Origin of the sequence: Bacillus sp. LNXM12-1, from assembly GCF_003004375.1 — a bacterium.
Lineage (GTDB): Bacteria > Bacillota > Bacilli > Bacillales > Bacillaceae > Bacillus.
In genome coordinates, this window is sequence record NZ_PVWX01000005.1 from 1 (window position 1) to 26,556 (window position 26,556).

At 42.3% G+C, this 26,556-nt stretch carries 30 protein-coding genes and 1 pseudogene; 10 read left to right on the plus strand and 21 right to left on the minus strand.

Translation table 11 applies throughout. The features are described from left to right. Window positions 1-269: 269 nt before the first annotated feature. Window positions 270-1,148, minus strand: a complete 879-nt coding sequence (locus C6Y07_RS16555; RefSeq protein WP_034664951.1) for a nucleotidyltransferase-like protein — start codon at window positions 1,146-1,148, stop codon at window positions 270-272. A gap of 189 nt (window positions 1,149-1,337) precedes the next feature. On the opposite strand from C6Y07_RS16555, the gene C6Y07_RS16560 reads away from it, so the two are divergent. Beyond that, on the plus strand, window positions 1,338-1,685 hold the full coding sequence (locus tag C6Y07_RS16560) for a YgzB family protein (protein ID WP_003217804.1): 348 nt from the start codon (window positions 1,338-1,340) through the stop codon (window positions 1,683-1,685). 34 nt (window positions 1,686-1,719) lie between these two features. Here the strand turns inward: C6Y07_RS16560 and perR are convergent, their stop codons facing one another. Continuing rightward, a complete protein-coding gene (gene perR, locus C6Y07_RS16565) occupies window positions 1,720-2,157 on the minus strand; it encodes a peroxide-responsive transcriptional repressor PerR (RefSeq protein WP_012009347.1) in 438 nt (145 codons plus the stop codon). 157 nt (window positions 2,158-2,314) lie between these two features. After that, on the minus strand, window positions 2,315-2,782 hold the full coding sequence (gene bcp, locus C6Y07_RS16570; protein WP_066031126.1) for a thioredoxin-dependent thiol peroxidase: 468 nt from the start codon (window positions 2,780-2,782) through the stop codon (window positions 2,315-2,317). A gap of 129 nt (window positions 2,783-2,911) precedes the next feature. Between bcp and C6Y07_RS16575 the strand changes: the two genes are divergently transcribed. Together C6Y07_RS16575 and C6Y07_RS16580 are read left to right on the plus strand one after the other, a co-directional pair. Continuing rightward, window positions 2,912-4,207, plus strand: a complete 1,296-nt coding sequence (locus C6Y07_RS16575) for a glutamate-1-semialdehyde 2,1-aminomutase (RefSeq protein WP_034664957.1) — start codon at window positions 2,912-2,914, stop codon at window positions 4,205-4,207. Between the two features lie 246 nt (window positions 4,208-4,453). Then, window positions 4,454-5,527 carry an FUSC family protein gene (locus C6Y07_RS16580; RefSeq protein WP_066031775.1) on the plus strand — a complete coding sequence of 358 codons (1,074 nt, stop codon included), beginning with the start codon at window positions 4,454-4,456 and terminating at the stop codon, window positions 5,525-5,527. 229 nt (window positions 5,528-5,756) lie between these two features. Here the strand turns inward: C6Y07_RS16580 and C6Y07_RS16585 are convergent, their stop codons facing one another. From C6Y07_RS16585 to fabL, 10 genes and pseudogenes are all read right to left on the minus strand, one after another. Then, window positions 5,757-6,653: an ABC transporter permease gene (locus C6Y07_RS16585; protein ID WP_106071857.1), complete on the minus strand. Its 897-nt coding sequence runs from the start codon at window positions 6,651-6,653 to the stop codon at window positions 5,757-5,759. 17 nt (window positions 6,654-6,670) lie between these two features. Then, window positions 6,671-7,672, minus strand: coding sequence for an ABC transporter permease (locus tag C6Y07_RS16590; RefSeq protein ID WP_066031776.1), 1,002 nt, complete (start codon window positions 7,670-7,672; stop codon window positions 6,671-6,673). A 184-nt stretch (window positions 7,673-7,856) separates the two neighbouring features. Beyond that, entirely contained in the window at window positions 7,857-9,443 is a 1,587-nt protein-coding gene (locus C6Y07_RS16595) for an ABC transporter substrate-binding protein (RefSeq protein WP_106031307.1), read from the minus strand. Then, on the minus strand, window positions 9,418-10,395 hold the full coding sequence (locus C6Y07_RS16600) for an ABC transporter ATP-binding protein (protein WP_106071858.1): 978 nt from the start codon (window positions 10,393-10,395) through the stop codon (window positions 9,418-9,420). Before C6Y07_RS16600 ends, C6Y07_RS16595 begins: the two co-directional genes overlap by 26 nt. Then, window positions 10,364-11,386, minus strand: coding sequence for an ABC transporter ATP-binding protein (locus tag C6Y07_RS16605; protein ID WP_106157068.1), 1,023 nt, complete (start codon window positions 11,384-11,386; stop codon window positions 10,364-10,366). Before C6Y07_RS16605 ends, C6Y07_RS16600 begins: the two co-directional genes overlap by 32 nt. Window positions 11,387-11,498: 112 nt before the next feature. Further along, complete coding sequence (locus tag C6Y07_RS16610; protein WP_060595817.1) at window positions 11,499-13,241, minus strand: ABC transporter ATP-binding protein; 1,743 nt, start codon at window positions 13,239-13,241, stop codon at window positions 11,499-11,501. Between the two features lie 94 nt (window positions 13,242-13,335). Beyond that, the gene (gene ntdP / locus C6Y07_RS16615) at window positions 13,336-13,866 is read right to left on the minus strand and encodes a nucleoside tri-diphosphate phosphatase (protein ID WP_012009337.1); all 531 of its coding nucleotides are present in this window, start codon (window positions 13,864-13,866) and stop codon (window positions 13,336-13,338) included. Between the two features lie 147 nt (window positions 13,867-14,013). Continuing rightward, complete coding sequence (locus C6Y07_RS16620) at window positions 14,014-14,274, minus strand: YgaB family protein (RefSeq protein WP_106072578.1); 261 nt, start codon at window positions 14,272-14,274, stop codon at window positions 14,014-14,016. Between the two features lie 174 nt (window positions 14,275-14,448). Next, window positions 14,449-14,598, minus strand: a pseudogene (locus C6Y07_RS16625) (gamma-type small acid-soluble spore protein); the annotation flags it as partial. 75 nt (window positions 14,599-14,673) lie between these two features. Continuing rightward, entirely contained in the window at window positions 14,674-15,426 is a 753-nt protein-coding gene (gene fabL / locus C6Y07_RS16630; protein ID WP_024425211.1) for an enoyl-[acyl-carrier-protein] reductase FabL, read from the minus strand. An 81-nt stretch (window positions 15,427-15,507) separates the two neighbouring features. Here fabL and C6Y07_RS16635 point away from each other — a divergent pair, with 81 nt between their 5' ends. Further along, window positions 15,508-15,732, plus strand: a complete 225-nt coding sequence (locus C6Y07_RS16635) for a hypothetical protein (protein ID WP_060595815.1) — start codon at window positions 15,508-15,510, stop codon at window positions 15,730-15,732. Here the strand turns inward: C6Y07_RS16635 and mutY are convergent. Continuing rightward, window positions 15,719-16,819 carry an A/G-specific adenine glycosylase gene (mutY, locus tag C6Y07_RS16640; protein ID WP_106031311.1) on the minus strand — a complete coding sequence of 367 codons (1,101 nt, stop codon included), beginning with the start codon at window positions 16,817-16,819 and terminating at the stop codon, window positions 15,719-15,721. The two genes, C6Y07_RS16635 and mutY, sit on opposite strands and share 14 nt — an antisense overlap. 191 nt (window positions 16,820-17,010) lie before the next feature. Here mutY and C6Y07_RS16645 point away from each other — a divergent pair, with 191 nt between their 5' ends. Next, window positions 17,011-17,991, plus strand: a complete 981-nt coding sequence (locus tag C6Y07_RS16645; RefSeq protein WP_060595813.1) for a metal-dependent hydrolase — start codon at window positions 17,011-17,013, stop codon at window positions 17,989-17,991. Between the two features lie 27 nt (window positions 17,992-18,018). On the opposite strand, the gene rsoA is transcribed toward C6Y07_RS16645, so the two are convergent. Together rsoA and C6Y07_RS16655 are read right to left on the minus strand one after the other, a co-directional pair. Next, the gene (rsoA, locus tag C6Y07_RS16650) at window positions 18,019-18,240 is read right to left on the minus strand and encodes a sigma-O factor regulator RsoA (RefSeq protein ID WP_034620885.1); all 222 of its coding nucleotides are present in this window, start codon (window positions 18,238-18,240) and stop codon (window positions 18,019-18,021) included. Further along, a complete protein-coding gene (locus C6Y07_RS16655; RefSeq protein ID WP_106073161.1) occupies window positions 18,188-18,790 on the minus strand; it encodes a sigma-70 family RNA polymerase sigma factor in 603 nt (200 codons plus the stop codon). Before C6Y07_RS16655 ends, rsoA begins: the two co-directional genes overlap by 53 nt. Before the next feature lie 166 nt (window positions 18,791-18,956). Here C6Y07_RS16655 and C6Y07_RS16660 point away from each other — a divergent pair, with 166 nt between their 5' ends. The 3 genes from C6Y07_RS16660 (at window position 18,957) to C6Y07_RS16670 (ending at window position 20,869) form a co-directional block, all read left to right on the plus strand. Continuing rightward, entirely contained in the window at window positions 18,957-19,121 is a 165-nt protein-coding gene (locus C6Y07_RS16660) for a YvrJ family protein (RefSeq protein WP_003217819.1), read from the plus strand. 94 nt (window positions 19,122-19,215) lie between these two features. Next, window positions 19,216-20,379 (plus strand): oxalate decarboxylase family bicupin, encoded by a 1,164-nt coding sequence (locus tag C6Y07_RS16665; RefSeq protein WP_106037160.1) that lies wholly within the window; start codon window positions 19,216-19,218, stop codon window positions 20,377-20,379. 67 nt (window positions 20,380-20,446) lie between these two features. Beyond that, window positions 20,447-20,869, plus strand: a complete 423-nt coding sequence (locus tag C6Y07_RS16670) for a regulatory YrvL family protein (protein ID WP_060595810.1) — start codon at window positions 20,447-20,449, stop codon at window positions 20,867-20,869. A gap of 4 nt (window positions 20,870-20,873) precedes the next feature. Here the strand turns inward: C6Y07_RS16670 and C6Y07_RS16675 are convergent, their stop codons facing one another. The 4 genes from C6Y07_RS16675 to C6Y07_RS16690 form a co-directional block, all read right to left on the minus strand. Further along, on the minus strand, window positions 20,874-21,368 hold the full coding sequence (locus C6Y07_RS16675; RefSeq protein ID WP_066031142.1) for a DinB family protein: 495 nt from the start codon (window positions 21,366-21,368) through the stop codon (window positions 20,874-20,876). Window positions 21,369-21,416: 48 nt separating this feature from the next. Further along, entirely contained in the window at window positions 21,417-24,008 is a 2,592-nt protein-coding gene (locus C6Y07_RS16680; protein WP_106157070.1) for a YfhO family protein, read from the minus strand. A gap of 87 nt (window positions 24,009-24,095) precedes the next feature. Further along, window positions 24,096-25,079: a glycosyltransferase family 2 protein gene (locus C6Y07_RS16685; protein ID WP_034665005.1), complete on the minus strand. Its 984-nt coding sequence runs from the start codon at window positions 25,077-25,079 to the stop codon at window positions 24,096-24,098. A 290-nt stretch (window positions 25,080-25,369) separates the two neighbouring features. Then, a complete protein-coding gene (locus tag C6Y07_RS16690) occupies window positions 25,370-25,642 on the minus strand; it encodes a YfhJ family protein (protein ID WP_034665009.1) in 273 nt (90 codons plus the stop codon). A gap of 116 nt (window positions 25,643-25,758) precedes the next feature. Here C6Y07_RS16690 and C6Y07_RS16695 point away from each other — a divergent pair, with 116 nt between their 5' ends. Together C6Y07_RS16695 and C6Y07_RS16700 are read left to right on the plus strand one after the other, a co-directional pair. Further along, a complete protein-coding gene (locus C6Y07_RS16695; RefSeq protein WP_003217849.1) occupies window positions 25,759-25,908 on the plus strand; it encodes a small, acid-soluble spore protein K in 150 nt (49 codons plus the stop codon). Between the two features lie 25 nt (window positions 25,909-25,933). After that, complete coding sequence (locus tag C6Y07_RS16700; RefSeq protein ID WP_003217811.1) at window positions 25,934-26,107, plus strand: YpzG family protein; 174 nt, start codon at window positions 25,934-25,936, stop codon at window positions 26,105-26,107. A 133-nt stretch (window positions 26,108-26,240) separates the two neighbouring features. On the opposite strand, the gene C6Y07_RS16705 is transcribed toward C6Y07_RS16700, so the two are convergent. Continuing rightward, complete coding sequence (locus C6Y07_RS16705; RefSeq protein WP_034665012.1) at window positions 26,241-26,555, minus strand: YfhH family protein; 315 nt, start codon at window positions 26,553-26,555, stop codon at window positions 26,241-26,243. Between the last annotated feature and the right edge of the window lies 1 nt (window position 26,556).

A 26,556-nucleotide genomic window follows, 5' to 3' on the forward strand; every position in this document is an offset into this window, starting at 1 on the left:
TAGCATGTGATCATTTCCTGCCTCGCCAGTTTGACTGACTACCTATGATGTTTCATAGGATTTTTTTATAAAAACTCGAATTAACAGGTACGTTTTGTCTTGTTTAGTTTTCAAAGATCATCTTCATTGTCGCTCAGAGGCGACTTTCTCAATATAACATTTCGGCGCTGTGTGCGTCAAGTGTTTTTTATAATTTCTTTTTGTCAGCTTTTCTTTCAAAGCAACTTGGTTGCTCGTTAGCGACGTATAATAATATACCATCATAATATTCATGCGTCAATATCTTTTTTCACAAAATATCCTCGATGATAGATTTTTTGTCCCTTTGTCTCAATCGGCTCCACTTGAACAATTCCTTTTTCCACAAAGAAATCAATCATGACGCTAAGGTCAGGCGTGAAATACTTGAGATCAGGATGCGCGAGAAGCTCGCCAAAAAGCCATATATCTTGCTGTTCCATGACATGACGCAAATGAGCGGCACCAATTTCTGCTTTTGAATGGATCAAAAAATCATTTGCTAAAAATAAAAGTTCCAAACGCTTATGCAGACTTTCGTGGCTTTCAATGAGTTCTGAATAAAGTTTATATACTTCCGGTTCCATATGACGCACCTGATTCCAAACCGTCACTTCTGGGTGGAAGCCTTTATCGATCACTTCAATACGTGCCAAATGATGCAGAGCATGCACAATTGAATTATATGCATCAAGGAATTGATTTGACTCAAAAAATGCTTTTCCTTCTATATATCTGCGAATGAGCTTGCCGTATTCTAAACCGATTTTAAGTTTGCGGTTTGAAAACGGGAATGTACTCAGTTCATCAATCAAGTTGAAAATATATTCATTTCGATCAAATAGGACTTTCCCATTCAAAATCCAATCAATGATTCGGCGGTTAGTGCCGAGGGTAATCCATTCCTTCAGCTGATCATCTGTGACAACATTTAAAGAAGCTGTTTGGTGATCGGATTCATAGTGCTTGATAAATAACGGCTCTTCCGCTTCTTTTACAATGACTAGAAGTGCTGCATCAAAGTTATCCGTCTCAGAAGATACTTTGTGTCTTCTTTCTACTATAATCACAGCTAATGTGTCTGGATGGCTTGCTCTCTCTTGATAAATAGGACGGAGAAGATTTTCCATAGTGATTCCTCCAATACTCGGGTGTAAAGTTCTTCTCTAATGCTATGTATTTCTCCTCATAGAATCAAAATTCCTTCAATACAAGAAAAAAGATCATTGAATCATTATAAGCAATTTATTCACAAAACTCTATAACTAATTCAAACGGAAAGGTAAAATGTGCTATATTGGAGACAAGGGGGACTAGGGATGGCGAAATACTCCAGTAAAATTAATAAAATCAGAACATTTGCACTTAGTTTGGTTTTTGTTGGCTTTCTGATCATGTATATCGGTGTGTTCTTCAAGGAATCGATTTGGCTGTCGACTTTCTTTATGCTGCTCGGCGTCTTATCGATCGGATTGAGTACAGTAGTTTACTTTTGGATCGGTATGCTTTCTACGAAGGCAGTACGTGTCGTTTGTCCAGGCTGTGAGAAAGAAACAAAAGTGCTTGGGCGTGTGGACATGTGCATGCATTGCAGGGAACCGCTTACACTCGATCCAGCATTAGAAGGCAAAGAGTTTGATGAATCCTACAATCGAAAAAAGTCATAAAAAAAGCTGACCATTTAACCGGTCAGCTTTTTCATTAATGATTTTCTTTTTTCGCACATTCTTGACAAGTTCCATAGATCTCCAAGCGATGATGACTGACCTTAAAGCCCGTCACATGGGATGCAAGCTGTTCAACTTCATCAAGGCCAGGATAATGAAAGTCCACTATTTTTCCGCAGTTTTCACAAATCGCATGGTAATGGTCAGATGTCGCAAAATCAAATCGGCTTGAGGAATCACCGTACGTTAATTCCTTTACTAATCCAGATTCCCGGAAGACTCGTAAATTGTTGTAAACCGTTGCGACACTCATGTTTGGAAATTTTCCTTCAAGTGCTTTATATATATCGTCCGCGGTTGGGTGAGTCATAGAATTTACGAGAAACTCCAAGATGGCATGGCGCTGCGGAGTAATTCGAACACCGGTTTCTTTTAAAGCATCTAAAGCGTCTTTTAGTTCGTGAGCAGCCATTTCATCATGCACCTCTCTTCAAAAATATTCTTATATTATAATCTTTATAAATAGTGTACCCCCAGAGCCGAATCTTTGTCAATTACAATCCTCTTTTTTACCTATTCTTCTTCACAAAAAAGACCGGCATGTCTGCCGATCTCATCCTGTGATGATATTAAGCGTGAGCTTTCAGTTCCTCAAGCGCTTCTTCTACGTGGTCTTTCACCTTGACTTTTCGCCATTCTTTCACAAGCGTTCCTTCTTTATTAATAAGAAACGTTGAACGTTCAATGCCCATGTATTCTTTGCCAAAGTTCTTTTTCAGCTTCCATACCCCAAAGGCTTCAGACAATTTCTGTTCATCGTCTACAAGAAGCAGGAACGGTAAATCATGTTTTTCTTTAAACTTTTGGTGCTTGTCCTGACTGTCTGGGCTTACGCCGATAATGACAGCATCTAATTCTGCAAAGCTTTGATGGCGGTCGCGGAAATCACATGCTTCTGTTGTACAGCCTGGTGTCATATCTTTTGGATAGAAATAAAGGACAATATGTTTTCCTTTAAAGCCAGAAAGCTTTACTTTCTCCCCATTGTCACCGGTTAATTCGATTTCAGGTACTTGCTGGCCTATTTCGATTGTCATGACACAATCCCTCCAACCTATTTTTTAATTAGCCTATCCAATTTTGAGAGGATATTCAACTAAGGACGCTTGCATCGGCATGTTAAAATAATGATAGACGACGTGATACGTTGAGATAGGAGGCTATTTATGAAATTCACAGAATCAGAAAAATTACATCAAGAGGCGCTGGAGCATATCGTTGGAGGTGTCAACAGTCCGTCTCGTTCATATAAGGCAGTAGGCGGCGGTTCACCCGTGGCTATGGAAAGAGGAGAAGGCGCTTATTTTTGGGATGTTGATGGAAACCGCTATATCGATTATCTAGCAGCATACGGTCCAATTATTACAGGACATGCTCACCCGCATATTACAAAAGCTATTACAAAAGCGGCTGAAACAGGTGTCCTTTACGGAACGCCAACGAAGCATGAAGTCACTTTTGCTAAAATGCTGAAGGAAGCCATGCCTGCTTTGGACAAAGTTCGTTTTGTCAATTCAGGAACAGAAGCGGTGATGACAACGATTCGTGTCGCGCGCGCATATACAGGCAGAACAAAGATCATTAAGTTTGCCGGATGCTATCACGGCCACTCTGATCTTGTGCTTGTGGCAGCTGGCTCTGGTCCTTCCACTTTAGGAACCCCTGATTCAGCAGGCGTACCAAAGAGCATCGCCAATGAAGTCATTACCGTTCCATTTAATGATATTGACAGCTACAAAGAAGCATTGGATCGATGGGGCGATGAAGTCGCAGCTGTCCTTGTCGAGCCAATTGTCGGGAACTTCGGCATCGTGGAGCCTAAGGACGGCTTCTTGCAGCAGGTCAATGACCTCACTCATGAAAAGGGCGCACTTGTGATCTATGATGAAGTGATTACAGCTTTCCGCTTTATGTACGGAGGAGCACAGGACTTGCTTCAAGTAAAACCTGACCTCACTGCATTAGGAAAAATCATTGGCGGCGGACTTCCGATCGGTGCTTACGGCGGTAAAAAAGAAATTATGGAGCAAGTCGCTCCTCTTGGACCAGCCTATCAAGCTGGCACGATGGCAGGAAATCCTGCATCCATTCTTTCTGGTATTGCATGCTTGGAAGTGTTAAAACAAGATGGTGTTTACGAGCGCCTTGATCAGCTTGGCGCTATGCTAGAAGAAGGCATTTTAGCCCATGCAAAAAAACATCAAGTAGATATTACGGTGAACCGCTTAAAAGGGGCTCTCACGATTTATTTCACAAAAGAAACCATTGTAAACTATGAACAGGCGGAAAATACGGATGGCGAAATGTTCGCCCGCTTCTTCAAATTAATGCTTTCTCAAGGGATTAACCTCGCTCCTTCTAAATATGAAGCTTGGTTCTTAACGATCGCACATACTGAAAAAGATATTTCTGAGACGCTGCAAGCAGTAGATCATGCGTTTGAACAGTTAAAACAATCATAATAGGGTCAAAAACAGGCGAAAAAAAATGCGCCTGTTTTTTTATTTATCAGCTCTTGTTTGTCAAAAGCGTGCGAATCTGTTACATTTCTTCTCAATACCTTCTTTTGATGTTTTCATGAACTTTCAAAAATCACTTGAATATTTCGGAAGACCGCTGTATATTACTTAGTTGTTCATCAAAATATTGATGATAAATGACGAGTGATCATCTATTATCAAAAAGAAAGGAATGCAGGGACAAAACCAATGAAACTTGGAGCCCGTATTTTAAAAACTGGTATTGCCATTGTACTCGCGCTTTACCTGGCAACATGGCTTGGGTTGCCAACGCCCGTCTTCGCGGGAATTGCAGCTGTATTTGCTATCCAGCCATCTATTTATCGATCTTTTTTAACGATTGTTGATCAAGTGCAAGCCAATATTATTGGAGCAGCACTTGCCATTACGTTCGGTCTGCTTTTTGGCACTGGGCCAGTCATTATCGGTTTAACCGCCGTCATGGTCATCGCCATTAATTTAAAGCTGAAGATTGAACACACGATTCCAATTGCACTTGTAACCGTCATTGCGATTTTAGAAAGTGCTGGGGATCATTTCCTTTCCTTTGCCTTAATTCGAACAGCTACTGTGGTGTTAGGAGTTCTTTCTTCATTTTTAGTGAATTTAATCTTCCTGCCGCCAAAGTATGAAACAAAGCTTGTTCATCACATTATGGAAAATACGGAGGAGATTTTAAAATGGATCCGTCTGAGCTCCAGACAGTCTACTGATCATTCCACTTTAAAGGATGACATCGATCAAATAAAAGAACGCATGATCAAATTAGATCACATTTACTTGTTATACAAAGAGGAACGAAGCTATTTAAAGAAAACAACCTATGTAAAATCAAGAAAGCTCGTTTTGTTTAGACAGGCCATTATGGCATCGAATCGCGCTCTTTACTTGCTGAAAAAGCTTCATAAATTAGAAAATGAAATTCATTTGATGCCAGAGCATTTCAGGGAAAGCTTAACAGATGAAATTGATTACTTACTGTATTGGCATGAGCGTACCTTGATGAAATTCGTCGGTAAAATGAAACCGCAGGACGATGAATTTCAAAATGAATGCTCTCTTCGTCTTGAAACGTTAACGAAATCATTTATCCAGCATCAGCAAAACCAAGAAAACGACTTGCTCGATTACAATATGCTGAATGTCATGTCCAGCATCATCGAATACCGTGATGAACTAGAGCATTTAGATACATTGATTACAAGCTTCCAGACGTATCACCCAAAAGACAGTGAAATTGAGACAGATGAAAAAGAAGCATAAAATGAGAAAAGACCGATTCCTAGAATCGGTCTTAGATTGTTGACAAAGTGCTAAAATGATCTTCATTTTAGCCTTTTGTCTTCTTTTCAGCGTGATAGAAAACCTTTGCAGTCTAGGAAGGACGAGTACCGGAGTGGAGCGAATTGAACATTCGTGAGCACCGGCACGCAGGACTGACACCGAATGCGAGGGTTTGTCTGCGCGCTGAGACCGATTCCTAGAATCGGTCTTATTTTATTTTCTTCATTTTAGGATCCAGTGTGTCTCTTAATCCATCTCCCATCAAGTTAAAGCCCAAAACTGTCAGCATAATCGCTACACCTGGGAAAATTAATGTCCAGGGGGCTTGCACGAGATAAGGTCTCGCATCGGCGAGCATTTTCCCCCACTCTGGGCTTGGTGCCTGTGCACCCAATCCTAAGAAGCCTAAAGCGGCTGCCTCGATAATCGCCGTTCCGATCGCAAGCGTCGCCTGTACGATGACCGGCACCATACTATTTGGCAGTATGTGACGCAGCACGATGCGGCGGTGTGACATCCCAACCGCCTTTGCTGCCAGCACGTATTCTTCTTGTTTAATACTCAGCACTTTTGAACGAACGAGCCGTCCAAAGGTTGGGACATTAATGATCGCAATGGCAATAAGGGCATTTTGTAAGGAGGGGCCTAAAATGGAGACGATCGCAATCGCTAGTAGAATACTAGGAAAAGCGAGTAAAATATCAAACAATCTCGAGATCACAGCATCTAGCACTCTTCCGCCATAGCCTGCTATCAATCCAAGCAGTGTGCCTAAAATGACAGACCCGAGAACCGAGAAGAAACCAACCCATAAGGAAATCCGCGCGCCATGCACAACTCTTGAAAATATATCTCTGCCGAAATCATCTGTACCAAACCAGTGCGCAGCTGATGGCGCACTAAATCGCTCACCGAGAGATTGTTCATTGATTCCAAAAGGAGCAATGAGCGGTGCGAATATTGCTAAGATAAGAAATAAAAAGACAATCACACTGCCAATGACCGCCAGCTTGTGCTGAAAGAACAGTTTCATCGATTCAAGAATCAATGATTGAGAGCGTTCTTCTTTTGGTTGAGGTGGTTCAAGCTCTTTTTGCGCTTCCATGTTATCACTCTCCCTCCCTAATATTTAATCCTTGGATCAATGACCGCATACAAGATGTCCACAATGAAATTGATCAGGACAAATATGAGCGCAACGATGAGAATGCCAGTTTGAATGACTGGGTAATCCCGATAGCTGATGGCATCATATATATATCGCCCAATGCCCGGCCATGCAAAAATGGTCTCTGTTAAAATGGCTCCGCCTAGCAAGAGGCCTGTCTGAAGACCAATAATCGTTAAGATCGGAATAAGCGCATTTTTCAGCCCATGCTGATAAATGATGAAAAATGAACGTACCCCTTTTGCTTTTGCTGTTCGAATAAAATCTGAATGAAGCACTTCCAGCATACTTGCCCTTGTAATCCTTGCAATAATCGCAGCAGGAATTGTCGCAAGTGCTGTACTTGGTAATACCAAATGCTTGATGCTGTCAGTGAATTGATCAAACCGGCCTTGCAAAAGCGTGTCCAGCGTATGAATATACGTGATCGACTCCACTGGATTCCTTACGTTTTCTCGGCCCGTCGTCGGCAAAATACCTAATTCGATCGAGAACAGCCACTGCCCCATTAAGCCTAACCAGAAAATCGGCATAGACACTCCAATGAGTGCAATAAACATTGCGACATAATCAAAGATGGAATGCTTAAACCAAGCACTAATGATTCCGGCATTCACTCCCACAACAATCGCCAGCACCATGGCAAAAAAGGTCAATTCTAACGTTGCAAATAAGTAAGGCTTCATTTCCTGGGCAATAGCCGCTCCTGTTCGTATCGAAGTCCCTAAGTCCCCTTTTAAAAGCCCCAGCATGTAATGTCCGTATTGAACATACCAAGGCTGGTTTAAACCGAGCTGGATGGTTAATTGTTCTACTGCCTCTTTCGTTGCCCGCTGTCCTAAGATGACCTGTGCTGGGTTCCCTGGAATAAACCGAATAATTGAAAACACGACCAATGTCATTCCAATCAATACTGGGATGAGCATTCCTGCCCGCTTCATACAATAAGCAAACAAACAGCTTTCACCGCCTTTTTCTTTGTCTTCTTTTCAGCGTGATAGAAAACCTTTGCAGTCTAGGAAGGACGAGTACTGGCGCGAAGCGAATTTGACATTCGTGAGCACCGGAACGCAGGACTGACACCGAATGCGAGGGTTTGTCTACACGCTGTAAGGGAGAGACAAGATCTCCCTTATTTGCTTATTCGAAATACACGTCAGTTAAAGCTTCTGAACCAGTTGGATGCGGTTGATAGCTTTTTAAATCACTAGATGCTGCAAGCATTGGGATCGAATGCACCAATGGAATCCAAGGTGCTTCATCATGAATGATTTCTTGCGCTTTTTTATACAGGTCATTTCGTTTCTTTTGATCTGTATTTGTTTGCGCTTCAATGAGGATGTCGTGCATTTTATCGTTTTCGAAGAATGTATAGTTGTTGCCGCCAATGCTGTCTTTGTCCAGCAGTGTGTAGATGAAATTATCAGGATCACCATTGTCCCCTGTCCAGCCTAATAAGAACACATCTGCTTCCCCTTTACTTGCCTTATCTAAATAGGTCGCCCAGTCATATGTCACAATTTCTGCTTTGACGCCGACCTTTTCAAAGTTTGATTGAATGACTTCTGCTACCTTCATCCCATCTGGCATATATGGACGCGGTACAGGCATCGCCCAAAGCTTGATGCGAAAGCCGTCAGGAAAACCCGCTTCTTTCAAAAGTTCCTTCGCTTTTTCTGGATCATACGGATATGGATCAATGTCGTCATTGTAGCCTTCTAAAGCTGGGGGAAGAGGATTTTTTGCTGGCTCGGCAAGTCCGCCATAAAATGACTCAATGATGGATTCTTTATCGACCGCGTAATTGAGTGCCTGACGAACGAGCTTGTTATCAAGCGGCTTTCTTGTGACGGTCAGTCCGATATAGCCTACGTTCATTGATGGTCTTTCAATAAGCTGGAGTGCTTTATCAGTTTTAATGCCATCTAAATCTGACGGATTCACGCCATCCATCAAATCGATCTCACCTGTTTTCAGGGCATTTAAACGAGCCGAGTTTTCTGGAATAGAGCGGAAGATGATTTGATTCAGTTTTGGTTTATCCTTCTGCCAGTAATCTTCGTTCTTTTCTAACACGATACGGTCGTTTTGCTTCCACTCTTTAAACTTGAATGGTCCTGTTCCCACTGGATTCTCACGAAAAGAATCACCGCTTTTTTCAACAGCCGCAGGACTTGCGATGCCAAACGGTGACATAGCAATGTTTTTAAGGAATGTCGCCTGCGGGCGCTTTAGCTGAAATTCAACTTCATGCTCTCCTTTGACGATGATGTCTTTAATCACATGTCCTTTATCTTTTTTATAGCCGCCAAACATGCCATAGTAAGGAAATTTTTCTGCATCACCATTCATCCAGCGGTCAAAGTTGAATTTCACTGCTTCTGCGTTAAAGTCTGTGCCATCGTGAAATTTCACACCTTCTCTCAAGTAGAACGTGTACGATTTACCGTCCTTTGCAACATCCCAGTCTGTTGCGAGACCAGGATGGATGGTCGTGTCTTTCTCACCATAATTCAGTAGCTTTTCAAACATATTCTCTGTGACCTTGAAGGTTTCGCCTTCTGTCGTTGTGATCGGATCTAGTGAAGTGGAGTCTCCTCCTCTGCCAAATACGAGGGTGTCTTTTGTTGCTTTTTCTTCTGATGACGGTGCGGACGAGCATCCCCCCAAAAACAGTGCAAGTGCCAGCACAAAAATGAAACTACTGAACAACCATGTCTTCTTCATTGTGTTCCTCCTTTTGATATAAGTAACACGCCGCTGCGTGCCCCGGTTCCTCCTCATACAAAGCAGGGACTGCTTTTAGGCATTTCTCCCACCTTTTTGGACACCTTTTGAAGAAAGGACATCCGCCGCTTGGCGTCATGGCAGACTCTTCTGCTGACACATCTTGCGTCTCTAGCACGTGATCCATATGTGGAATGGATTTCAGAAGCAGCGACGTATAAGGATGAAGCGGGCTGTGAAACACGTCTTCGGCAGGCCCCATCTCGACAATGCGGCCAGCATACATGACGGCGATTCGGTCGCTCATATACCTGACAACACCAAGATCGTGAGAAATAAATAGATACGTCAGAGAAAGTGTCTTTTGCAATTCAAGCATCAAATTCAAAATTTGGGCTTGAACGGATACATCTAAAGCCGAAACGGGTTCATCCGCAATGACAAGACTTGGATGGGTAATGAGTGCTCTAGCGATACCAATACGCTGCCTTTGTCCGCCGCTGAATTGGTGCGCATAACGTTCCCCGTAGGAAGGATCAAATCCGACAATATGCAGCATCTCTTTTACCCGCTTTCGTCTATCTGCTTTCGTCCCATGCCAGTGAACAATCAGCGGTTCCTCTAAAATATCTTTGATTTTCATTCGTGGATTTAATGAAGCGTATGGATCTTGGAAAATCATTTGAATGTCTTTTCTTAAAGAACGCATCTCTCTTTCTTTCAAAAGAGTGACATCTTGCCCTTTCAGTTGAATAGAGCCTGACGTCGGTTCAGTCAATCTCATTAAGCTTTTGCCAAGTGTTGATTTCCCGCAGCCTGATTCACCGACAATGCCAAGCGTTTCCCCCTCCTTCACGTGAAAGGACACTTGATTTAAAGCCAGAGTCGAATGTTTGTGTTTAGAAAAAAAAGCGGCTGTGTCATACCGTTTTGTCAGCTGATTCACTTGCAAGAGTGGGCGACTCAGTGTCTTCTCCTCCTTCCATTAGAAAGCATGCCACGCGGTGGTCCTGTTCAATGGATTGTAAAACTGGATCTTCTTCAAGACATTGCGCCATTTGATAAGGACAGCGCGCGGCAAATTGACAGCCGGATCGAATGGTTCCCGGCTTAGGTACATGACCTGTAATAGAGATGAGCTTTTCTTTTTTCTCTTTAAACGATGGAACTGAGGCGAAAAGACCTTTTGTGTAGGGATGCAGAGGTTTTTGAAAAATACGGTCAACGGTTCCTTCTTCTACAATTCGACCGGCATACATAATCATGACTCGCTGGCATATTTGCCGCACGACGCCTAGATCATGGGTTATAAATAAAATAGCGGTGTCCATCTCTTCGTTTAGCTTTTTGAGCAGGCGAAGGATTTGCGCTTGGATGGTCACATCAAGTGCAGTTGTCGGTTCATCTGCGATCATGAGCTTTGGGTGACAAAGCATCGCCATCGCAATCATGACACGCTGGCGCATGCCGCCTGATAATTCATGCGGGTATTTTTTAAGCAACGATTCGGCTTGCTTCAATCCAACTGTCTGAAGCAGATCAACCGCCTTTGCTTTTGCTTCTTTTTGACCGATTGCTTGATGTGTGAAAAGGGCTTCCGTCATTTGTTTGCCGATGGTCATTAATGGGTTCAGAGAGGTCATTGGCTCTTGAAAAATCATCGAAATGTCATTCCCTCTTATCTCTCGCCACTGTTTTTCTGAAAGCGACAGCAGGTTTTGCCCTTCGAATTGAACCTCACCCGTTGTGTCTGTTTGCTGGTTCAGGCCCATTAATGACATAGATGTGATACTTTTCCCGCAGCCAGATTCGCCAACAATCCCTAAGGTTTCCCCTTTTTGAATCGAGAACGATAAGTGATGGACGATGGGTACTTTTTGCTTTTTTTGCTGAAACGCAATGGACAGCTGTTTGACATCTAGCAGCACGTCTTGTTCTTTCACATATTCACCACCCCGTCATACTTTTTAAAATTGTATTGAGACAAGCTGGGAAATATGTCATGTTTTTGACAAGCATAAAAAAGCCTATCCGCTAGAATCGGATAGGCTTCTACTAATTTAATGTTTGAATGGTAAATAGATGGCGATAGTGGCTGTCTCTGTTCATTAATTCTTCGTGTGTTCCTTTTTCCACAATCTCGCCTTGTTCCATGACGACAATGAGGTCAGCATGAGTAATCGTCGATAAGCGGTGCGCGACAATAAAGGTTGTACGGTCCTTCGCTAGCTTTTGCATCGCTTCTTGAATGTAATGTTCACTTTCTAAATCAAGTGCAGACGTCGCTTCATCTAAAATCAAAAGCGGTGGATTTTTAAGAAAGACCCTTGCAATTGAAATACGCTGTTTTTGACCGCCTGACAGCTTCACGCCCCGTTCTCCTACCTTCGTGTCATATCCTTCAGGAAGAGACATAATAAAATCATGGGCATTTGCCGCTTTTGCAGCCGAAACGATTTTTTCAAAAGATGCTTCTGGGTCTCCCACCGCAATATTTTCTTTAATCGTGTCACTGAATAAGAATGTATCCTGCAGCACCATTCCGACTTGATTTCGAAGGCTTCTTGCTTTGTACTCTTTGATATCGATGCCGTCAATTTCAAGTGACCCGTTTGTGACATCATAAAACCTTGGAATTAAGCTGACGAGTGTCGACTTCCCTCCACCGCTCATTCCTACAAGCGCAACCGTTTGTCCTTTTTCTACTTTCAAGGAGATATTGTGCAGAATCTCTTCCTGTGTGTGTTCATAACGAAACGACACATTTTTAAATTCGACCTCACCTTTTAAATGATCAGCTTCTTTTGCATTCGGCCGATCTGTTACCTCATATGGCTCATCAATAAATTCAAAAATACGATCCATTGACGCCACTGACTGGGTTAAAGTCGTGGATGAGTTAATGAGACGGCGAATCGGGTTGTACATCCGGTCAATATAGCCGACAAAGGCAATCATGGTCCCGATCGAAAGTGATCCATTAATTACGGTGTAGCCAGCAAATGCAATGATTAATAGCGGTGCAATGTCAGTGATGGTATTGACGACGGCAAATGTTTTGGCGTTCCAATTCGTATGGTTGATCGCTTTGTTTAAAAAATTTTTGTTTTCATCATGAAAATGTTCTTGTTCATATTCTTCAATGGCAAAGCTCCGAATGACTGGCATTCCTTGTACCCGCTCATGCAGATGCCCTTGCACTTCAGCCAGCGCCTGCGACCGCTCTTTTGTCAGCTTGCGAAGCCTGCCGTAAAAATACTTCACTGCAAACGCATATAGCGGAAAAATAATGACAGACACGATGGTGAGCTTGATGTCCAGTGTACACATAATGGCGATCACGATCAGCACGGTCATCAAATCAAGCCAAATGTTCATAAGACCTGTGATGACAAACTCCTTTGTCTGCTCCACATCGTTGATGACCCTTGAAATAATTTCCCCAGTTCTCGTGTTGGCATAATAACGAAGACTGAGCTTTTGAATATGCGAAAACAGCTTTTCCCGAATATCAAATAATACCTTACTGCCTGTCCACTGCGCATAGTATTGTCTATAGTATTCAACAGGCGGCCTCATCACTAAAAATAAGACGAGCATGATTCCCATAATGATCAATAGAGATGATGTCTTTTCTTCAGCCGACCCCGAGCCTTGAATGACATCATCAATGACATACTTTAAAAGCAGAGGCAATGTTAAGGGAATCGAGAACTTGATCATCCCGATGACCATTGTCAATGCAATCTGTTTTTTATACGGTGTAACAAAAGCCATGTAGCGTTTAATGACCCCCATGTAAATCTCCTTCCCAATCTATCAGTGCCTCTTATCCGTACGCAGTCAAAAACCTGTTAGCCTAAAAAGCCAAACAGGTTTTTGCTACTCTTGCTTATTTTGTATAATGTAAAAAACGTTCATACCACATATCCACAAATTCAGGAGCAAACGGACCTTTCCGCTGGTGAATCCAATGCAATAATGTATTCAGATGCTCTCTTAAGATACTATCGATTTCCTTTGGATAATTCATCTGCCTCTTATGATCTGCATATTCATCCTCATCCAAAATATTGTACGTCATGTCTGGAAAGACTTTGACATCTAAATCGTAATCAATATACTTAATTGCTTCTTCATCTGTCGCAAAAGGAGAGCTGATGTTGCAGTAATAATATACCCCATCATCTCTAAGCATCCCAATCACATTAAACCATTGTTTTGCATGGAAATAGCAAATAGCCGGTTCTCTCGTCATCCAAGTACGGCCGTCGGATTCAGTCACCATTGTACGGTCGTTTGCACCAATGATACACAATTCCGTTGCTTTCAGAATGGTGGTTTCATTCCAAATCCTGTGGATCAACCCATTATGTTTATAGCTTTGAATTTGGATGGTTTCTCCTTCCTTGGGATAGCCCATATTTTCTCCCCTACTTTCTATAACAAACAAACCTAACAGTCCAAAGACCTAATTTCCCAACTAAACATGTCTCTATTATATTATACCGTTACATCATTAAAAAATGAAATGAAAAAGCCATTCAACCCAATTGAACGGCACACTGTCTTACATCACGGTTGAACTCTTTTCCATCTGCTTGTATGAATTGATGACCTCTTCTGTCTGTTTTGTAAATAAGGTTTGGACTTTTTGCAGTTCCTCCCGTTTCTGTTTGATTTGATCACAAAGCCTATGCCACTCTTCTTTTTTTTCATCCTGCAGCAATTGTTTTTCTGTTTCTAAGCATAGATCGAGTTCTCCCTGTACATTGAGCAGTTGATCCATGAGCTGCATTTGTTCTTTTACAAGCTGATCGAAATCAGACATCTAACTCCTCCCTTTTCATCGAATCCACTTTTTGTCTGTATACCATTTCTTGAAAGAAGGAGGAAATCCTTTGACTGTTTATGTAGAGGTTTTACAGGTTTTGTCGGATGGTGGGGAGAGGCAAAAAGAAAAGCACTTCATTCGTAGATGAAGTGCTTTCCTTTGTTTCAGTGATTAGCTGTTTTGTTGTTTGTTTTGCTCAGCTTTTTGGTTGTATTTTTTTACTTGCTGTACGTCAGTCTCGCTAGCAAATTCAGTACCAAATTGACCGCCTTGTGCAGAAGCTTGGTTTTGTTTCTTCACTTGTTGTGCGTTTGTTTTGTTTTGTTGTTGATCCATCATTATCACCTCCACGCACATTAATTTGTGCAGAAGGTGTACATCCTATTCATGATTTTTTTAAACTAGCAAAGAACGTCCGCCATCCACAATAATGGTCTGTCCTCTAATCATGTCTGCCTTGCCTGATACAAGGAACTCCACGCTGTCAACCATGTCTTTAATTTCTACCATTCGGCCAGCAGGTGTATTTTTCTTCGCATCTTCTAAAAGTTCTTCCCGGTTCGGGAAATGTTTTAGTGCATCTGTATCGATCGCACCGCCTGATACTGCGTTCACGACAATATTTTTTTGTGACAGCTCAACGGATAGGTAACGCGTTAAAGCTTCTAGTGCCGCTTTTGATACGCCGACCACTGTGTAATTTTCAAGGTAGCGGATGGAGCCTAGTGAGCTAATGCTGACGATATGTCCGCCGCCATTTTTCTCCATTAATTTCGCCGCTTCTTGTCCGCAGAATAACAAAGCCTTCGCATTGATATTCATCGTCCAGTCCCAATGATTTTCTTCAAGGTCCATGATTGGACGCTGAACACCTGATGCTGCATTGTTCACAAATACATCTAAACGGCCAAAGGTTTCATCGATTTGCTGAAACATATCTTTAATTTTTTCTGGCTGGCCTACGTTGGCTTTTACAACCAATGTTTTCACGCCCATCGCTTCAATTTCTTCCGCTGTTTCTAGTGCGGCTTTTTTGCTTCTCGCATAGTTAATGACAATGTCATATCCTTTTTCAGCCAGGCGAAGGGCTACTTCTTTCCCTACTCCTCTACTGCTGCCTGTAATTAATGCACATTTACGTTGACTCATTATGGTTCATCTCCTGATTTGAATAGTTTTCGTTCATTCGCTTCACACTAATAGGAAAATTCCTATTAGGAGGTTACATTCATGTATGTCGGACGCGATTTAAGCCAGCTTGGCATGATGTCCAAGGATCAATGGAAAGATACTGAGCTTGCTTTCTTTCATCATGCTTTCCAACAAATTTTACCTTATTTGAACGAAGAAGGGCAATCTAAGTATCGAGAAATCATTTCTGAAATTGAAGACCGCGGGGGTCTGCACAGAAATGAAGCCGATTATACTCATGGTACAACGGTTAAATACGACTAGGCTCTTCAAGTGCCATCTTCCAGATTTTTTGGTGTGAGACTGGCAAAGCATATGCCTCAAATTCCTCTGTTGTGACTTTTTTCAGCATCGTGTCATCAGATACAGAGGTAACTCGTCCAAAGAAAACAGAAATATTCCAGATGAGGTGGGTAAATACGTGCTGAATGGTGCCTTCTAAATCACCAAGCTCCGCTTGTACACCCGCCTCCTCTTTTAAGAAATCAACCAGCTGCTCTTTTTCCGTTTTTCTTCCCTTCATGGTTTCCATGTTAGGGAATTCCCATAAATTCGCAAGAAGACCTGTACTTTGCCTCTTATGAATATATAGGTTGCCTGCATCATCAAATAACACCGCTGCTGCCATTGATTTTGCAGTCGGCTTTTTCTTTTTGCTTTTCACTGGGAGCTCATGCTGAACGCCCTCCTCGAGTGCCGAGCAATGCATGTTCACAGGGCAAATGAGGCATGCAGGGGATGTTGGGGTGCAAATGAGCGCACCTAGCTCCATCAGCCCTTGATTGAATTCTGACGGCTTTTCCCGGGAAATGAGCTGATCGACCGCAAACTCGAAAATATTTCTCGTTTTTGGTTTTGCTATATCATCCCATACAGACAAAATACGGGAAATGACCCTCATGACGTTGCCGTCTACCGCAGGGTACGGCTTGTTATAGGCGATACTCAGCACTGCACCGCTCGTATACGGACCTACACCTTTAAGCTTTGAAAACTGCTCTTTCGAATCAGGGACAACGCCCCCGTAGGATTCATATACTTCTTTCACAGCTGCCTGTAAATTACGCACTCTTGAGTAGTAGCCAAGACCTTCCCATGCTTTCATGACCTTTTCTTCATCAGCTAAAGCAAGATCTTTCACCGTGGGGAATTGCTCCATAAACCGGTTGAAGTACGGAATGACCGTATCCACCCTCGTTTGCTGGAGCATTACTTCTGATACCCATACGCGGTATGGATCTTGATTTTCACGCCACGGTAGTGTTCGTTGTTCTTTTTCATACCAATCAATTAAATCATGCTGAAATCCCGCAATATCTTTGCGGTCCAGCTTTTCTTGAATGTCTTTCATATCTATACTCCTTCTCATTGAACCGAGGGCTAACGTTCTGAAAAGAACCTTATTTGTTGTATACTGTTTGTAGATACGTTAACATGTTACATTAAATCAAGACAAAGCAAAAGTGCTTTTGCACATAGTCTTGAAAGAAGGCGTATACTTTGTATGATTGTTCCTAAGCATGACAACTAGGAGGTAATCAATTGGATACTGGTACTCATGTAGTAATGGGCATTTCTCTTGGGGGACTTGCACTTTTAGATCCAGCCGTCAGCGCAGATCCACACATGGCACACGCCGTGATGATCGCGACCATCGCCGGCTCCCAAGCACCAGACATTGATACTGTGCTAAAACTAAAAAATAATGCGGTTTATATAAGAAATCACCGAGGATTTACACATTCCATTCCTGCTGTACTGTTTTGGTCATTGCTGATTCCGGCTGTGATTTTCCCATTTGTGCCGGGGGCAGATTTACTTCACCTTTGGTTATGGACACTATTAGCCGTTGTGCTCCATGTGTTTGTGGATATATTCAATGCATACGGCACGCAGGCCATTCGTCCATTTTCAAAGAAATGGGTAGCGCTTGGGATCATTAACACGTTTGATCCTTTCATCTTTTTTACACACCTTGTCGCCATTGTCGTTTGGGCCATTGGCGGACATCCCGGCTATACGTTCATTACGCTGTACGCCGTGATTTTCTGTTACTATATCGTCAGGGTGATCATGCAGCTTCAGATTAAACATCAGCTGCGTGCACAATTCGATGAAATTGAAGAGATTATTATTTCGCCTACAATGAAGTTCAGACAATGGCGCATTGCCGTGAAATGTAAATCTTCTTTCCATGTTGGGCGCAGCATGAATGGGGAAATCGTCATTTTAGACACCTTTAACCGTGTGCCGGTCCCTGATACAGAGATTATGAAAATTGCCAAACAAGACGAAAACATCTCAGCCTTTCTCTCCTTCTCCCCTGTCTACCGGTGGGAAGTGGATAAATACAAGGATCATTACGAGGTACGGTTCATTGATTTGCGCTACCGCAGCAAAGGTCACTACCCTTTTGTCGCGATCTGCCATATCGACATGGACCACCAAATCAAAAATTCCTATACCGGCTGGATTTTCAGTGAAGAAAAACTGCAAAAAAAATTAAGACTCGGCTCTGTGTGAGCGAGTCTTTTTTTGTGTTTAACTATCTTACAACTTCGTCATATATTCCACAATAAACTCCCAAAAGCCAGGTCCCTCTTGGTAAATCAGCCAGTCTACTTTTTCGATGAGTTTGATATAGAGTTCTTGTTCGAGGTCTTCTCTTTCTTGATATGCCGTGTTTTGTAGTTTCTTTTTGATCATGGGTGTGAAGGTTTCAATGAGTTCTTCCATTTCCCCATTGGTCATTTTTTCTTCGTTCACGGACATCTCCCCCTGTTTCTTCTTTTAGTTTGTTGAGCGCTTTTTTGTGTATGTTTGAGATATTTTGTCTCGTTTCGCCTAGCCGGTCGGCTATTTCCTTCATCGTTTGGCCTTCGACATAGATTTGGGTTAAGACCATTTTTTGTTTGTCTGTCAGCTGCTGGTAGGCCTTGTACAATGTTTGATCTTGCAGATGCTCCCCTAGGTCTTGCTGGTTGAAGAGCACGGCTTCATACGTATCTGTTTGAACAGGGTCTTTCACTTCTTGCGTATCAGAATGATCGAGTATGAGCGGAAAACGCTGCTGCTTCTTTTTTACTCGTTTGTCAAAGTCGACTGAAAAGATGCGTATCATTGTGGAGATATACTTGATGATGCGGATTTTCTGATAGAACTGTTTGAACTCGGAATCTAGTTTTTTGGCATTTTCCTCGTTTGGCTCTTCCATGACTTGTTTGAGCAGCTGCTCGTTTTTCGGGTTGCTTAAAAACTGCTGAATGAGCGGGTGATCAATGATTTCCTTCCATTTTGCTTTCAATAACAGCCGATAATCCATGTGCATCCTCCCCTTTGTTCCCTCTACTAGCATTAAGTGGACAAAAGTTAAAAAAAGTAAACTTCGTGAAACGGGTCTAATGGTTCATTTTATCCCCCTCTGCTTTCCTTTTTTTTCTTTCATACCACTTATATAGAAGACGAGCATCCGCTGGGAGGTGAGACAAATGGAGACCTTTTTTTCAGAGGAATGGCTGAAGCAGCTCGGTCAGGCTGGCTTCCCTGCCATTTTGACGGTTTACTTGCTGACACGCTTTGAACGAAAGTTTGATGAATTAAGCAAGCTCATCCAACGATTGGTCGCTGTTCAAAAAAATGATGAATCAGATTGACATCTTCTTGATTCGTTTCACCTTATGAAAACGAGGGCGAAATGAAAGGCCTTTTGTCACCTCACACAATACGATGTTGAAAGGGGATTTTATCATGAGTGAAAAGCAAAATGGTGTACCGCAGCCGATTCGAGGAGAAAAAGGAGCAACGGTCAAAATTCCACGTAATCTCGAGCGGGACAGACAAAATCCAGATATGCTCACGCCGCCAGAAACCGATCATGGAACGGTCTCCAACATGAAATATTCTTTTTCTGATACACACAATCGTTTAGAAAAAGGCGGCTACGCCCGCGAGGTAACGGTACGTGAACTGCCGATCTCTAAAAGTCTTGCCTCTGTTAATATGCGGCTAAAGCCTGGTGCGATTCGTGAACTGCACTGGCATAAGGAAGCGGAATGGGCGTACATGATTTATGGGGAAGCTCGGATTACATCGGTTGATGCAGAGGGGCGCAATTTTACAGAGGATGTGACTGAGGGTGATTTGTGGTACTTCCCTTCTGGCTTGCCGCACTCTATTCAAGCACTTGAGCCGGGAGCTGAATTCTTGCTTGTGTTTGATGATGGGTCATTCTCAGAAAATAGTACGTTCCAAGTAACGGATTGGCTTGCCCATACGCCAGAGGAAGTCGTGCTCAAGAACTTCGGTATGACAAAGGAGCAGTTTGACAAGCTGCCAGAGAAAGAAAAGTATATTTTCCAAAAAGGAATTCCTGGTTCCCTTGAATGTGACAAGGTGAAAACAGAGCAAGGAGAGGTCCCGAATTCCTTTAAATATGAGCTGTTAAAACAAGAGCCGATTACGTCAAGCGGTGGACAAGTGTGGATTGCGGATTCTACCAATTTTAAAGCATCTAAAACAATTGCCTCTGCTCTTGTGAAAGTCGATCCAGGCGCCATTCGTGAGCTGCACTGGCATCCAAATACGGATGAATGGCAATATTTCATTTCTGGAAAGGCACGAATGACCGTATTTGCTTCTGATGGACATGCGAGAACCTTCAACTATCAGGCGGGAGACGTTGGATATGTGCCATTTGCAATGGGGCATTATGTAGAGAATACAGGCGACGAACCGCTTTATTTCTTAGAAATCTTTAAGAGCGACCATTATGCAGACATTTCACTCAATCAGTGGCTTGCGGTCACACCGAAACAGCTTGTTCTTGATCATTTAGATCAAGGTGAAGAATTCTTGAAATTGCTTGATACTGAAAAACACCCTGTCATCGCTGCACCTAAAAAAGAGGATTAATTCCACCTTCCTGCAAAAAGGCTGTCCTTTTTGCAGGTATCTTCATGTAAAGGAGTGTTGTTTATCCATGCAGCAATCTGTTCACGCTTTATGGCAAGGGGTGAAGTGGCTGATGGCGATATCGGTTGTCTGTTACATATTTTTGTTGTTTTGTGTGCTGTTCTTTCATTTGACGGGTGCTTTTTATCAATCAATTTTATCGCTACTACTGTTTATGGGCATCTATGTTGTACTCGGGATCTCTTTTGAACATCTGGAGCACGTGCTCATGCAGTTTGTTCGAAAGTGCCGGTCTAAAAAACGATCCATCGTTTTCTATGCCATTTTATTTCACCTTTTGTTTATTTGGGGTGCTGTTTATTTATCAGACGAATTGGTTGACGGCATTTGGCTGTCTACTTCTGAGGAAATTCTTTTTGCCCTTAGTCTTTGGTTGTTTCATTTTTTGTTTGATTATGCGACGTTTCCGTTTGAGAAAGAAGCTTCATGACTCTCTATCGTCTTTCTGGAGAGAGCGCTTCTTTGATCTGCTTCATATGATGGATGTCGTGATCAATCAGTCCTTGAAAATAACTTGATAACGTCAGCTCGGATTGACCGATCAAAAAGGATGTATTCCAACGAGATGCTTCGATTTTCTTCATTTCTTGAAGCAATTCTGTTCTGACAGCAATAAATCGCCCAATCGTCTCGCTTCTCTCTTCGTGTCTCGCCCTTTCGGCTGACTGTCGATTCATTTCATGCACATCAGGTGCCTGCGGTAACGCTTGATTGTTCCAAAATTCCTTTAGACGATCGTGTAAAATAAATTCATCCCATGGAACGAAATGTGCGATGATCTCAGCAATGCTCCACTTTCCATCAGCAATGGCTCTGCGCCATTCTTCGTCTGTTATTTCCGCTAGTGACTGTACCCATTCAAGGGTGTGTTCATAATGATCAGTAATGGATTCTTTGTTTAACGTCAAATCGTTTTCCCCCATTCTCATGCTTTTATGTTGATTGTATCAATTTTGAGAAAGATAAAAAAACACCACTTATGATGAAAAGTGGTGTTTCTTGTGTTTTCTCCGTGCATAGAGGATCGCACCAATCAAACTGATCAATGAAATCAATGCGAGAATTCTGATATAAGGCGGATAGTAGGTTAGCACAATCTCGTTTTTTCCTTTTTCTATTGGAAAACCAATAAAAGTGTAGTTGGCTTTTTCAATATCGGTTTTGTGTCCGTTCACCGTGAGCTCCCAGCCTTTTTCATATGGAACAGGCAGAATCATATAATTATCGCCGCGCTTGTTATCATATGAAATCGTAAAGCGGTTATTTTTAAGCTTTACTTTTTGGCTGCCATCATCCTGTTTTTCTTTTTCATATGCTTTTTCTAGGACGCGGTAAGGTTCTTGATACAGCTTCATTTGATTGAGCTCATATGTCCCTTTTGGTACTCGAATGGAGAGGATCTTTTCCGCAGGGACTCGAATCGTCACTTCATTTACGCCTGTTTTGTAGATGGATGTATTGCTTTTTCGTGAGGTGACGTAGTCGTCAACGGATAACTGAAACCCTGCGTTACGGTCGGTCCGCTTCACATAAAAGCTCACATACACATCCCCAGCGCGAGTGATGTCATCTGGCAGTGTGATATTCAGACCGCCTGTTTCTCCGTATACATCAAGCACGCCATGTTCGTATACAGCTTGTTCCGTATGAATATTCGTATCTTTGACTCGATCTGCTGCACGCTCGATTTCAGCGTTTCCTTTTTTGTCTAAAATGACGCCTTGCAACATCGCATGTTCTTTATCAAGTGCTGAGGCATCCTTTAAGGATTGTTCTGAATAAATGGTGCTTGTTGTTCTTGCAAATGGCAGTGACCGAGTATTTTCATATACCTCATAATGCTCACTTTTCAAAATTGGCTTAAAATAAGCTGGCGGTGAGTAAGGCATCATGTTGTTTCTCATATAATACTTTCCGTAGGTCAGGCTGTATAAATTCGCCCTGTCCCCCATTGTTGCATAACGGCTGACACTTTCCCTTCCCATATCGATTTGCAGGTCATTCCAGTAGAAATTGAGCAAATGCTGATTCAATATACTTGAATACACGCTCATGCCTTGGAAGCCTTCAAATAATGGGGTATTGTTTCGCACGCCATTCATCCAATCAATCCGGGCGAGCGGATCTTTTGAGCGGCTTTGAATCTGCTGAATGAGCTTCATTTGCTCATGTCCAGCATATGCCTCACTATTCAGATACGTATCTGATACGCTCTTTATATTGCTTCTTTCAGATAAGTATTCCTGCTGATACACGCCTGCTGTCAGTAGGCTAATGGCAAGAAGCACAGCTGAAAAGAGACGAAGGTGCTGACGTTTTTCCGCATGCATCCATAGGAAGAACAAGCTGATCACAAGCAGTCCTATGCCTGTAAACACAACGACATCCATGTTTCCCTTTGCTCGTTCTGAAAGAGCGACTGCGAGAAGGAACACGATCCAAGCGCCTAAGACCGCACGCTTTTTCCACTTCCACTCGATTTGTGAGAAATGCTTGATCATGATGGCAACAACCGCTCCAACTGTAAAGGCAAGAATGTATTCAAATCTGTACTGCGGTGCCGAAAAACCATTAAACACGCTCGCCATCTTTGGGCTAAAGTGAAAAATAATGAGCAGGATACTGATGGATGTGAACATGAAAAACCATCTGTTCCGGTAAAGCGGAACGAGGAACAGACAAATCAGAAAAATCACGGGTAATAAATATACCCTGCTCATAAACAGCAGATGATCATGCAGATCAAACCAAGGTATAGATTGATCATATGGTGGTCTTACATTATTGAGAAAGCCATAAACAGACGGGATAAAAAAAGCGGCACTGATCCCAAAGGATAACAGCGTAGAGATCGCAAGCGTCCAGAACACCTTCCACCCGCGCTCCTCACTTCGCAGCTTGATCATATATCTGAAAACAAGATAGATCGCTAAAAAGATAAAATGAATATAAGCAAAGTAAAAGTTGTTGATGAGCATCAGGCTGCACGCCAAAATAAACCAAGCCGGCTTACCCGTTTTGAATATCCGTTCAACCCCAAGCACAAGCAGCGGAAGCCACATCATGCTGTCGGTAAAAAACTCCCAAAATGTTTGATGCCGAAAATACACAATAGACAGTCCGTAAATTGCGGCACCTGTCAATGCACTTAGTCTATTTTGAAACATTGAAAGAAGCGCACGGTAAGCGATGATTAGAATGAGCGTCAGCTTGATCACGCTCAGCCAAATCACAGCATGTGCCCAGAAATGAATGTCCGTTGACTGTATGAAATGAAGCGTATTCATCAGCCAGACGACAGCGACTGTCACCATAAAGACCGTCGACGTTGTGAAATAATACCCTAATTGCGTGTATGTACCGCCGCCTAGACCGAATTGATAGGAATAAAAGAAATTCCCTTTGACATATTCGTCGTAAAGCAGCTTTTTAAATGGGAGCATTTGCGAGATGCCGTCCCCATCTCCTGTCATGTACCGGCCTTGCGTATATTCATATAAGAAAAAGGAGTGTCCTAATAAAGCAAGAATGAGGCACATTCCAATGATTATCCATCTACGTTTCATCATCTAAATCCTTTCCACAAAAGATCCACTGTTCTTTGAAACAAAACAACCCAGCAAGCGATTCGTGCTTGCCGGTTATTTGACTCCACGTTATTTAAATAACTGTGTTAACACTCGGTCTTGTTCCTTTGAGCTTGTCTCTTGCTGCATGACATTTGATTCTTGGATCAAATAATGCGGCCTCTTTTTCGTTTCATAATAAATACGGCCAATATATTCTCCAATCACACCTAGACTCAAAAGCTGGACACCTCCGAGGAAAAGCACAGCCGATATTAAAGTGAAATAACCCGGTACCATCACGCCCGTTCTGACAATTTGAATAAAGGTGGCCACGATGTAAATCAAAGAGAGGAATAAGATCAGTATGCCAGTATAAAAACAAATACGCAGCGGGCGGTTGTTAAAAGAAATGACGCCATCTATGCCATAGTTAAATAACTTCTTCAGTGACCATTTTGTATCACCATGCTGTCTTTCTACATTTTCATAATAGATGACCTTTTCTTCAAACCCAATCCAGCAAAAAAGCCCTTTTGAAAAACGATTTCCCTCTTTCAGCTGAAGCAATGCATCGATTGCTTGGCGTGAAATTAAACGGAAATCCCCGACGCCATCACGCAAGTCCACTTCTACTACCTTGTTCATCACTTTATAGTACATGGATGCTAAGTAAGAGCGAAGCTTGCTGTCTCCTTTACGGTTCCGTTTGGCAATGACTTGATGATAGCCTTCTTCATACCCTCTGACAAAATCCTGAATCAAATACGTTGGGTGCTGCAGGTCGGCGTCCATGATGATCGCAGCTACTCCCTTCGCATATTCAAGTCCTGCCAGAATAGCGGCTTCCTTCCCAAAGTTACGCGAGAAGGAAATGTATTTGACCTTTGCACTTTTGCGAGAGAGCTCTCTCATGTATTGAAGTGTGTTGTCCTTGCTTCCATCATTCACAAAGATGATTTCAAAGTTATAATGAAAATCGCGAAACTCTTCCTCGAGTGCCTCAAAGATTCGTCTGATGTTTTCACCTTCATTGTAAGAAGGAATTATAACAGAGAGCAATTCTCGTTCCATATCGCACCTTCTCTTCACTTTTTTCACATAGTCTGTTATGTTCATTATTCCTTTTTTGTCAGAAAACGAAACCCTTTTTTATTATCCATAAATTACATGTCACTTTAATCGTTCCATTATATCAAAGTTTTATTTCCAGTGATTTTCAGTAAGATGAATTTAATGTAATTTTAAGTTTAACCATTGTAAAAAGCCTGTAATTTCGATCACAGACTGGGTATTGTATCATAAAATTGTTTGCTTATTTATATATTTTCCTATTTATTGAAAAAGATGAGCGGGCACTTCTTTTAATGAAGCAGCCCTTTGTTCTGCCCTTGCAGATGCTCGTTTGCCTTTGATTGTTTATTTTGAAATAAATGCAGCTGTGCACCGTAGCTCTCAATCCATTCTTGGACAATCCGTTCTGTTGTTTCCTGTCCTTTATACTTGCGGCCAGCCTTTGCATAGGTCGTTTCAAAATCACTCCAAAGCAGCTCTACCCATGTACGTGCTTCTTCATATGTCAGCATATTGTTTTTTTCCATGAGTTGTTCTGTTAGTCGCTCAAAGTATTGTTCCATGTCGGTTCCTCCTTCATCTAGCAGAAAGTGCCTTTTTAAAAAAACCTCTTTTTTCATATACTACCCTTACGTCTTCAAAAGACGCAAATGATTTGTATTGTTTGGAGGGAATCGATATGCGTAATAAAGCAAAAGGCTTTCCAAATCAAGTGAATCACAAATTTGAAGGCGAACCAGGCGCCACAGATGCTTATGCGTCTAAAAGGCCGAATGGTGAGACGAATACACGTCCACAGGAACGTATGAGGGCATCAGGGAAACGCTAATTTTTCCAAAGGGAGTGCTTGAGATATGAGTTCAAATGGGAAATCGTATATGGAAGACTTTGTTCAATTAAGGACAACCGCTTACCCTCAACCATGGGCGAATGCAAAGCATTCTGCCTCTCAGGTCAACGGAGAAACGCAGCAAACGCAGCACGACATCGTACTTCAGAACAACGTCCGTAAACAGCGTTCGAAGTAAAGAAAAGGACTGATCTCTAGGATCAGTCCTTTGTCTTCTTTTCAGCGTGATAGAAAACCTTTGCAGCCCTAGGAAGGACGAGCACCGGCGCGCAGACCTGACACCGAATGCGAGGGTTTGCCTACACGCCGGATCAGTCCTTTTGCGTAAGCATTGAAATCGGCAGGGCATCTTCCTTATTTGGAGCCGATACTCTGTATCCCCACGCAAATACGCCATTTAAATATTCCACGTAAAATTGCTCGTCTGTATCTTTGATTTGATAAGTCGTTTTGGTTTGAATGAGGGCGGGATCTAATAAGTAGGCTTTGGCCATATCGATTTTCCGTTCTAAGACGGCATATTCATTGACAATGCCAAGCTGCTCAGCCTTTCGTGCTTTTTCAGAAAGAGAGGCAATTTCCTGCTTCAATTCGTATTCCGTCATCTCACTATAACGTTTTTCCATC

Excerpts from the sequence above, each read along its gene's own strand:
- mutY (WP_106031311.1), bottom strand. The coding sequence starts at position 16,819 with ATGAAAGACATTCAAGAAAAGCTGGACCGCAAAGATATTGCGGGATTT.
- C6Y07_RS16675 (WP_066031142.1), bottom strand. The coding sequence starts at position 21,368 with ATGAGAATGGGGGAAAACGATTTGACGTTAAACAAAGAATCCATTACT.
- C6Y07_RS16620 (WP_106072578.1), bottom strand. The coding sequence starts at position 14,274 with ATGTCTGATTTCGATCAGCTTGTAAAAGAACAAATGCAGCTCATGGAT.
- C6Y07_RS16700 (WP_003217811.1), top strand. The coding sequence starts at position 25,934 with ATGAGTTCAAATGGGAAATCGTATATGGAAGACTTTGTTCAATTAAGG.
- C6Y07_RS16555 (WP_034664951.1), bottom strand. The coding sequence starts at position 1,148 with ATGGAAAATCTTCTCCGTCCTATTTATCAAGAGAGAGCAAGCCATCCA.
- bcp (WP_066031126.1), bottom strand. The coding sequence starts at position 2,782 with ATGACAATCGAAATAGGCCAGCAAGTACCTGAAATCGAATTAACCGGT.
- C6Y07_RS16560 (WP_003217804.1), top strand. The coding sequence starts at position 1,338 with ATGGCGAAATACTCCAGTAAAATTAATAAAATCAGAACATTTGCACTT.
- C6Y07_RS16665 (WP_106037160.1), top strand. The coding sequence starts at position 19,216 with ATGAGTGAAAAGCAAAATGGTGTACCGCAGCCGATTCGAGGAGAAAAA.
- C6Y07_RS16705 (WP_034665012.1), bottom strand. The coding sequence starts at position 26,555 with ATGGAAAAACGTTATAGTGAGATGACGGAATACGAATTGAAGCAGGAA.
- C6Y07_RS16695 (WP_003217849.1), top strand. The coding sequence starts at position 25,759 with ATGCGTAATAAAGCAAAAGGCTTTCCAAATCAAGTGAATCACAAATTT.
- C6Y07_RS16685 (WP_034665005.1), bottom strand. The coding sequence starts at position 25,079 with ATGGAACGAGAATTGCTCTCTGTTATAATTCCTTCTTACAATGAAGGT.
- C6Y07_RS16680 (WP_106157070.1), bottom strand. The coding sequence starts at position 24,008 with ATGATGAAACGTAGATGGATAATCATTGGAATGTGCCTCATTCTTGCT.
- fabL (WP_024425211.1), bottom strand. The coding sequence starts at position 15,426 with ATGAGTCAACGTAAATGTGCATTAATTACAGGCAGCAGTAGAGGAGTA.
- C6Y07_RS16690 (WP_034665009.1), bottom strand. The coding sequence starts at position 25,642 with ATGGAACAATACTTTGAGCGACTAACAGAACAACTCATGGAAAAAAAC.
- C6Y07_RS16635 (WP_060595815.1), top strand. The coding sequence starts at position 15,508 with ATGTATGTCGGACGCGATTTAAGCCAGCTTGGCATGATGTCCAAGGAT.
- C6Y07_RS16610 (WP_060595817.1), bottom strand. The coding sequence starts at position 13,241 with ATGGGGGTCATTAAACGCTACATGGCTTTTGTTACACCGTATAAAAAA.
- C6Y07_RS16575 (WP_034664957.1), top strand. The coding sequence starts at position 2,912 with ATGAAATTCACAGAATCAGAAAAATTACATCAAGAGGCGCTGGAGCAT.
- perR (WP_012009347.1), bottom strand. The coding sequence starts at position 2,157 with ATGGCTGCTCACGAACTAAAAGACGCTTTAGATGCTTTAAAAGAAACC.
- C6Y07_RS16670 (WP_060595810.1), top strand. The coding sequence starts at position 20,447 with ATGCAGCAATCTGTTCACGCTTTATGGCAAGGGGTGAAGTGGCTGATG.
- C6Y07_RS16585 (WP_106071857.1), bottom strand. The coding sequence starts at position 6,653 with ATGGAAGCGCAAAAAGAGCTTGAACCACCTCAACCAAAAGAAGAACGC.
- C6Y07_RS16660 (WP_003217819.1), top strand. The coding sequence starts at position 18,957 with ATGGAGACCTTTTTTTCAGAGGAATGGCTGAAGCAGCTCGGTCAGGCT.
- rsoA (WP_034620885.1), bottom strand. The coding sequence starts at position 18,240 with ATGTCCGTGAACGAAGAAAAAATGACCAATGGGGAAATGGAAGAACTC.
- ntdP (WP_012009337.1), bottom strand. The coding sequence starts at position 13,866 with ATGGGCTATCCCAAGGAAGGAGAAACCATCCAAATTCAAAGCTATAAA.
- C6Y07_RS16595 (WP_106031307.1), bottom strand. The coding sequence starts at position 9,443 with ATGAAGAAGACATGGTTGTTCAGTAGTTTCATTTTTGTGCTGGCACTT.
- C6Y07_RS16655 (WP_106073161.1), bottom strand. The coding sequence starts at position 18,790 with ATGGATTATCGGCTGTTATTGAAAGCAAAATGGAAGGAAATCATTGAT.
- C6Y07_RS16580 (WP_066031775.1), top strand. The coding sequence starts at position 4,454 with ATGAAACTTGGAGCCCGTATTTTAAAAACTGGTATTGCCATTGTACTC.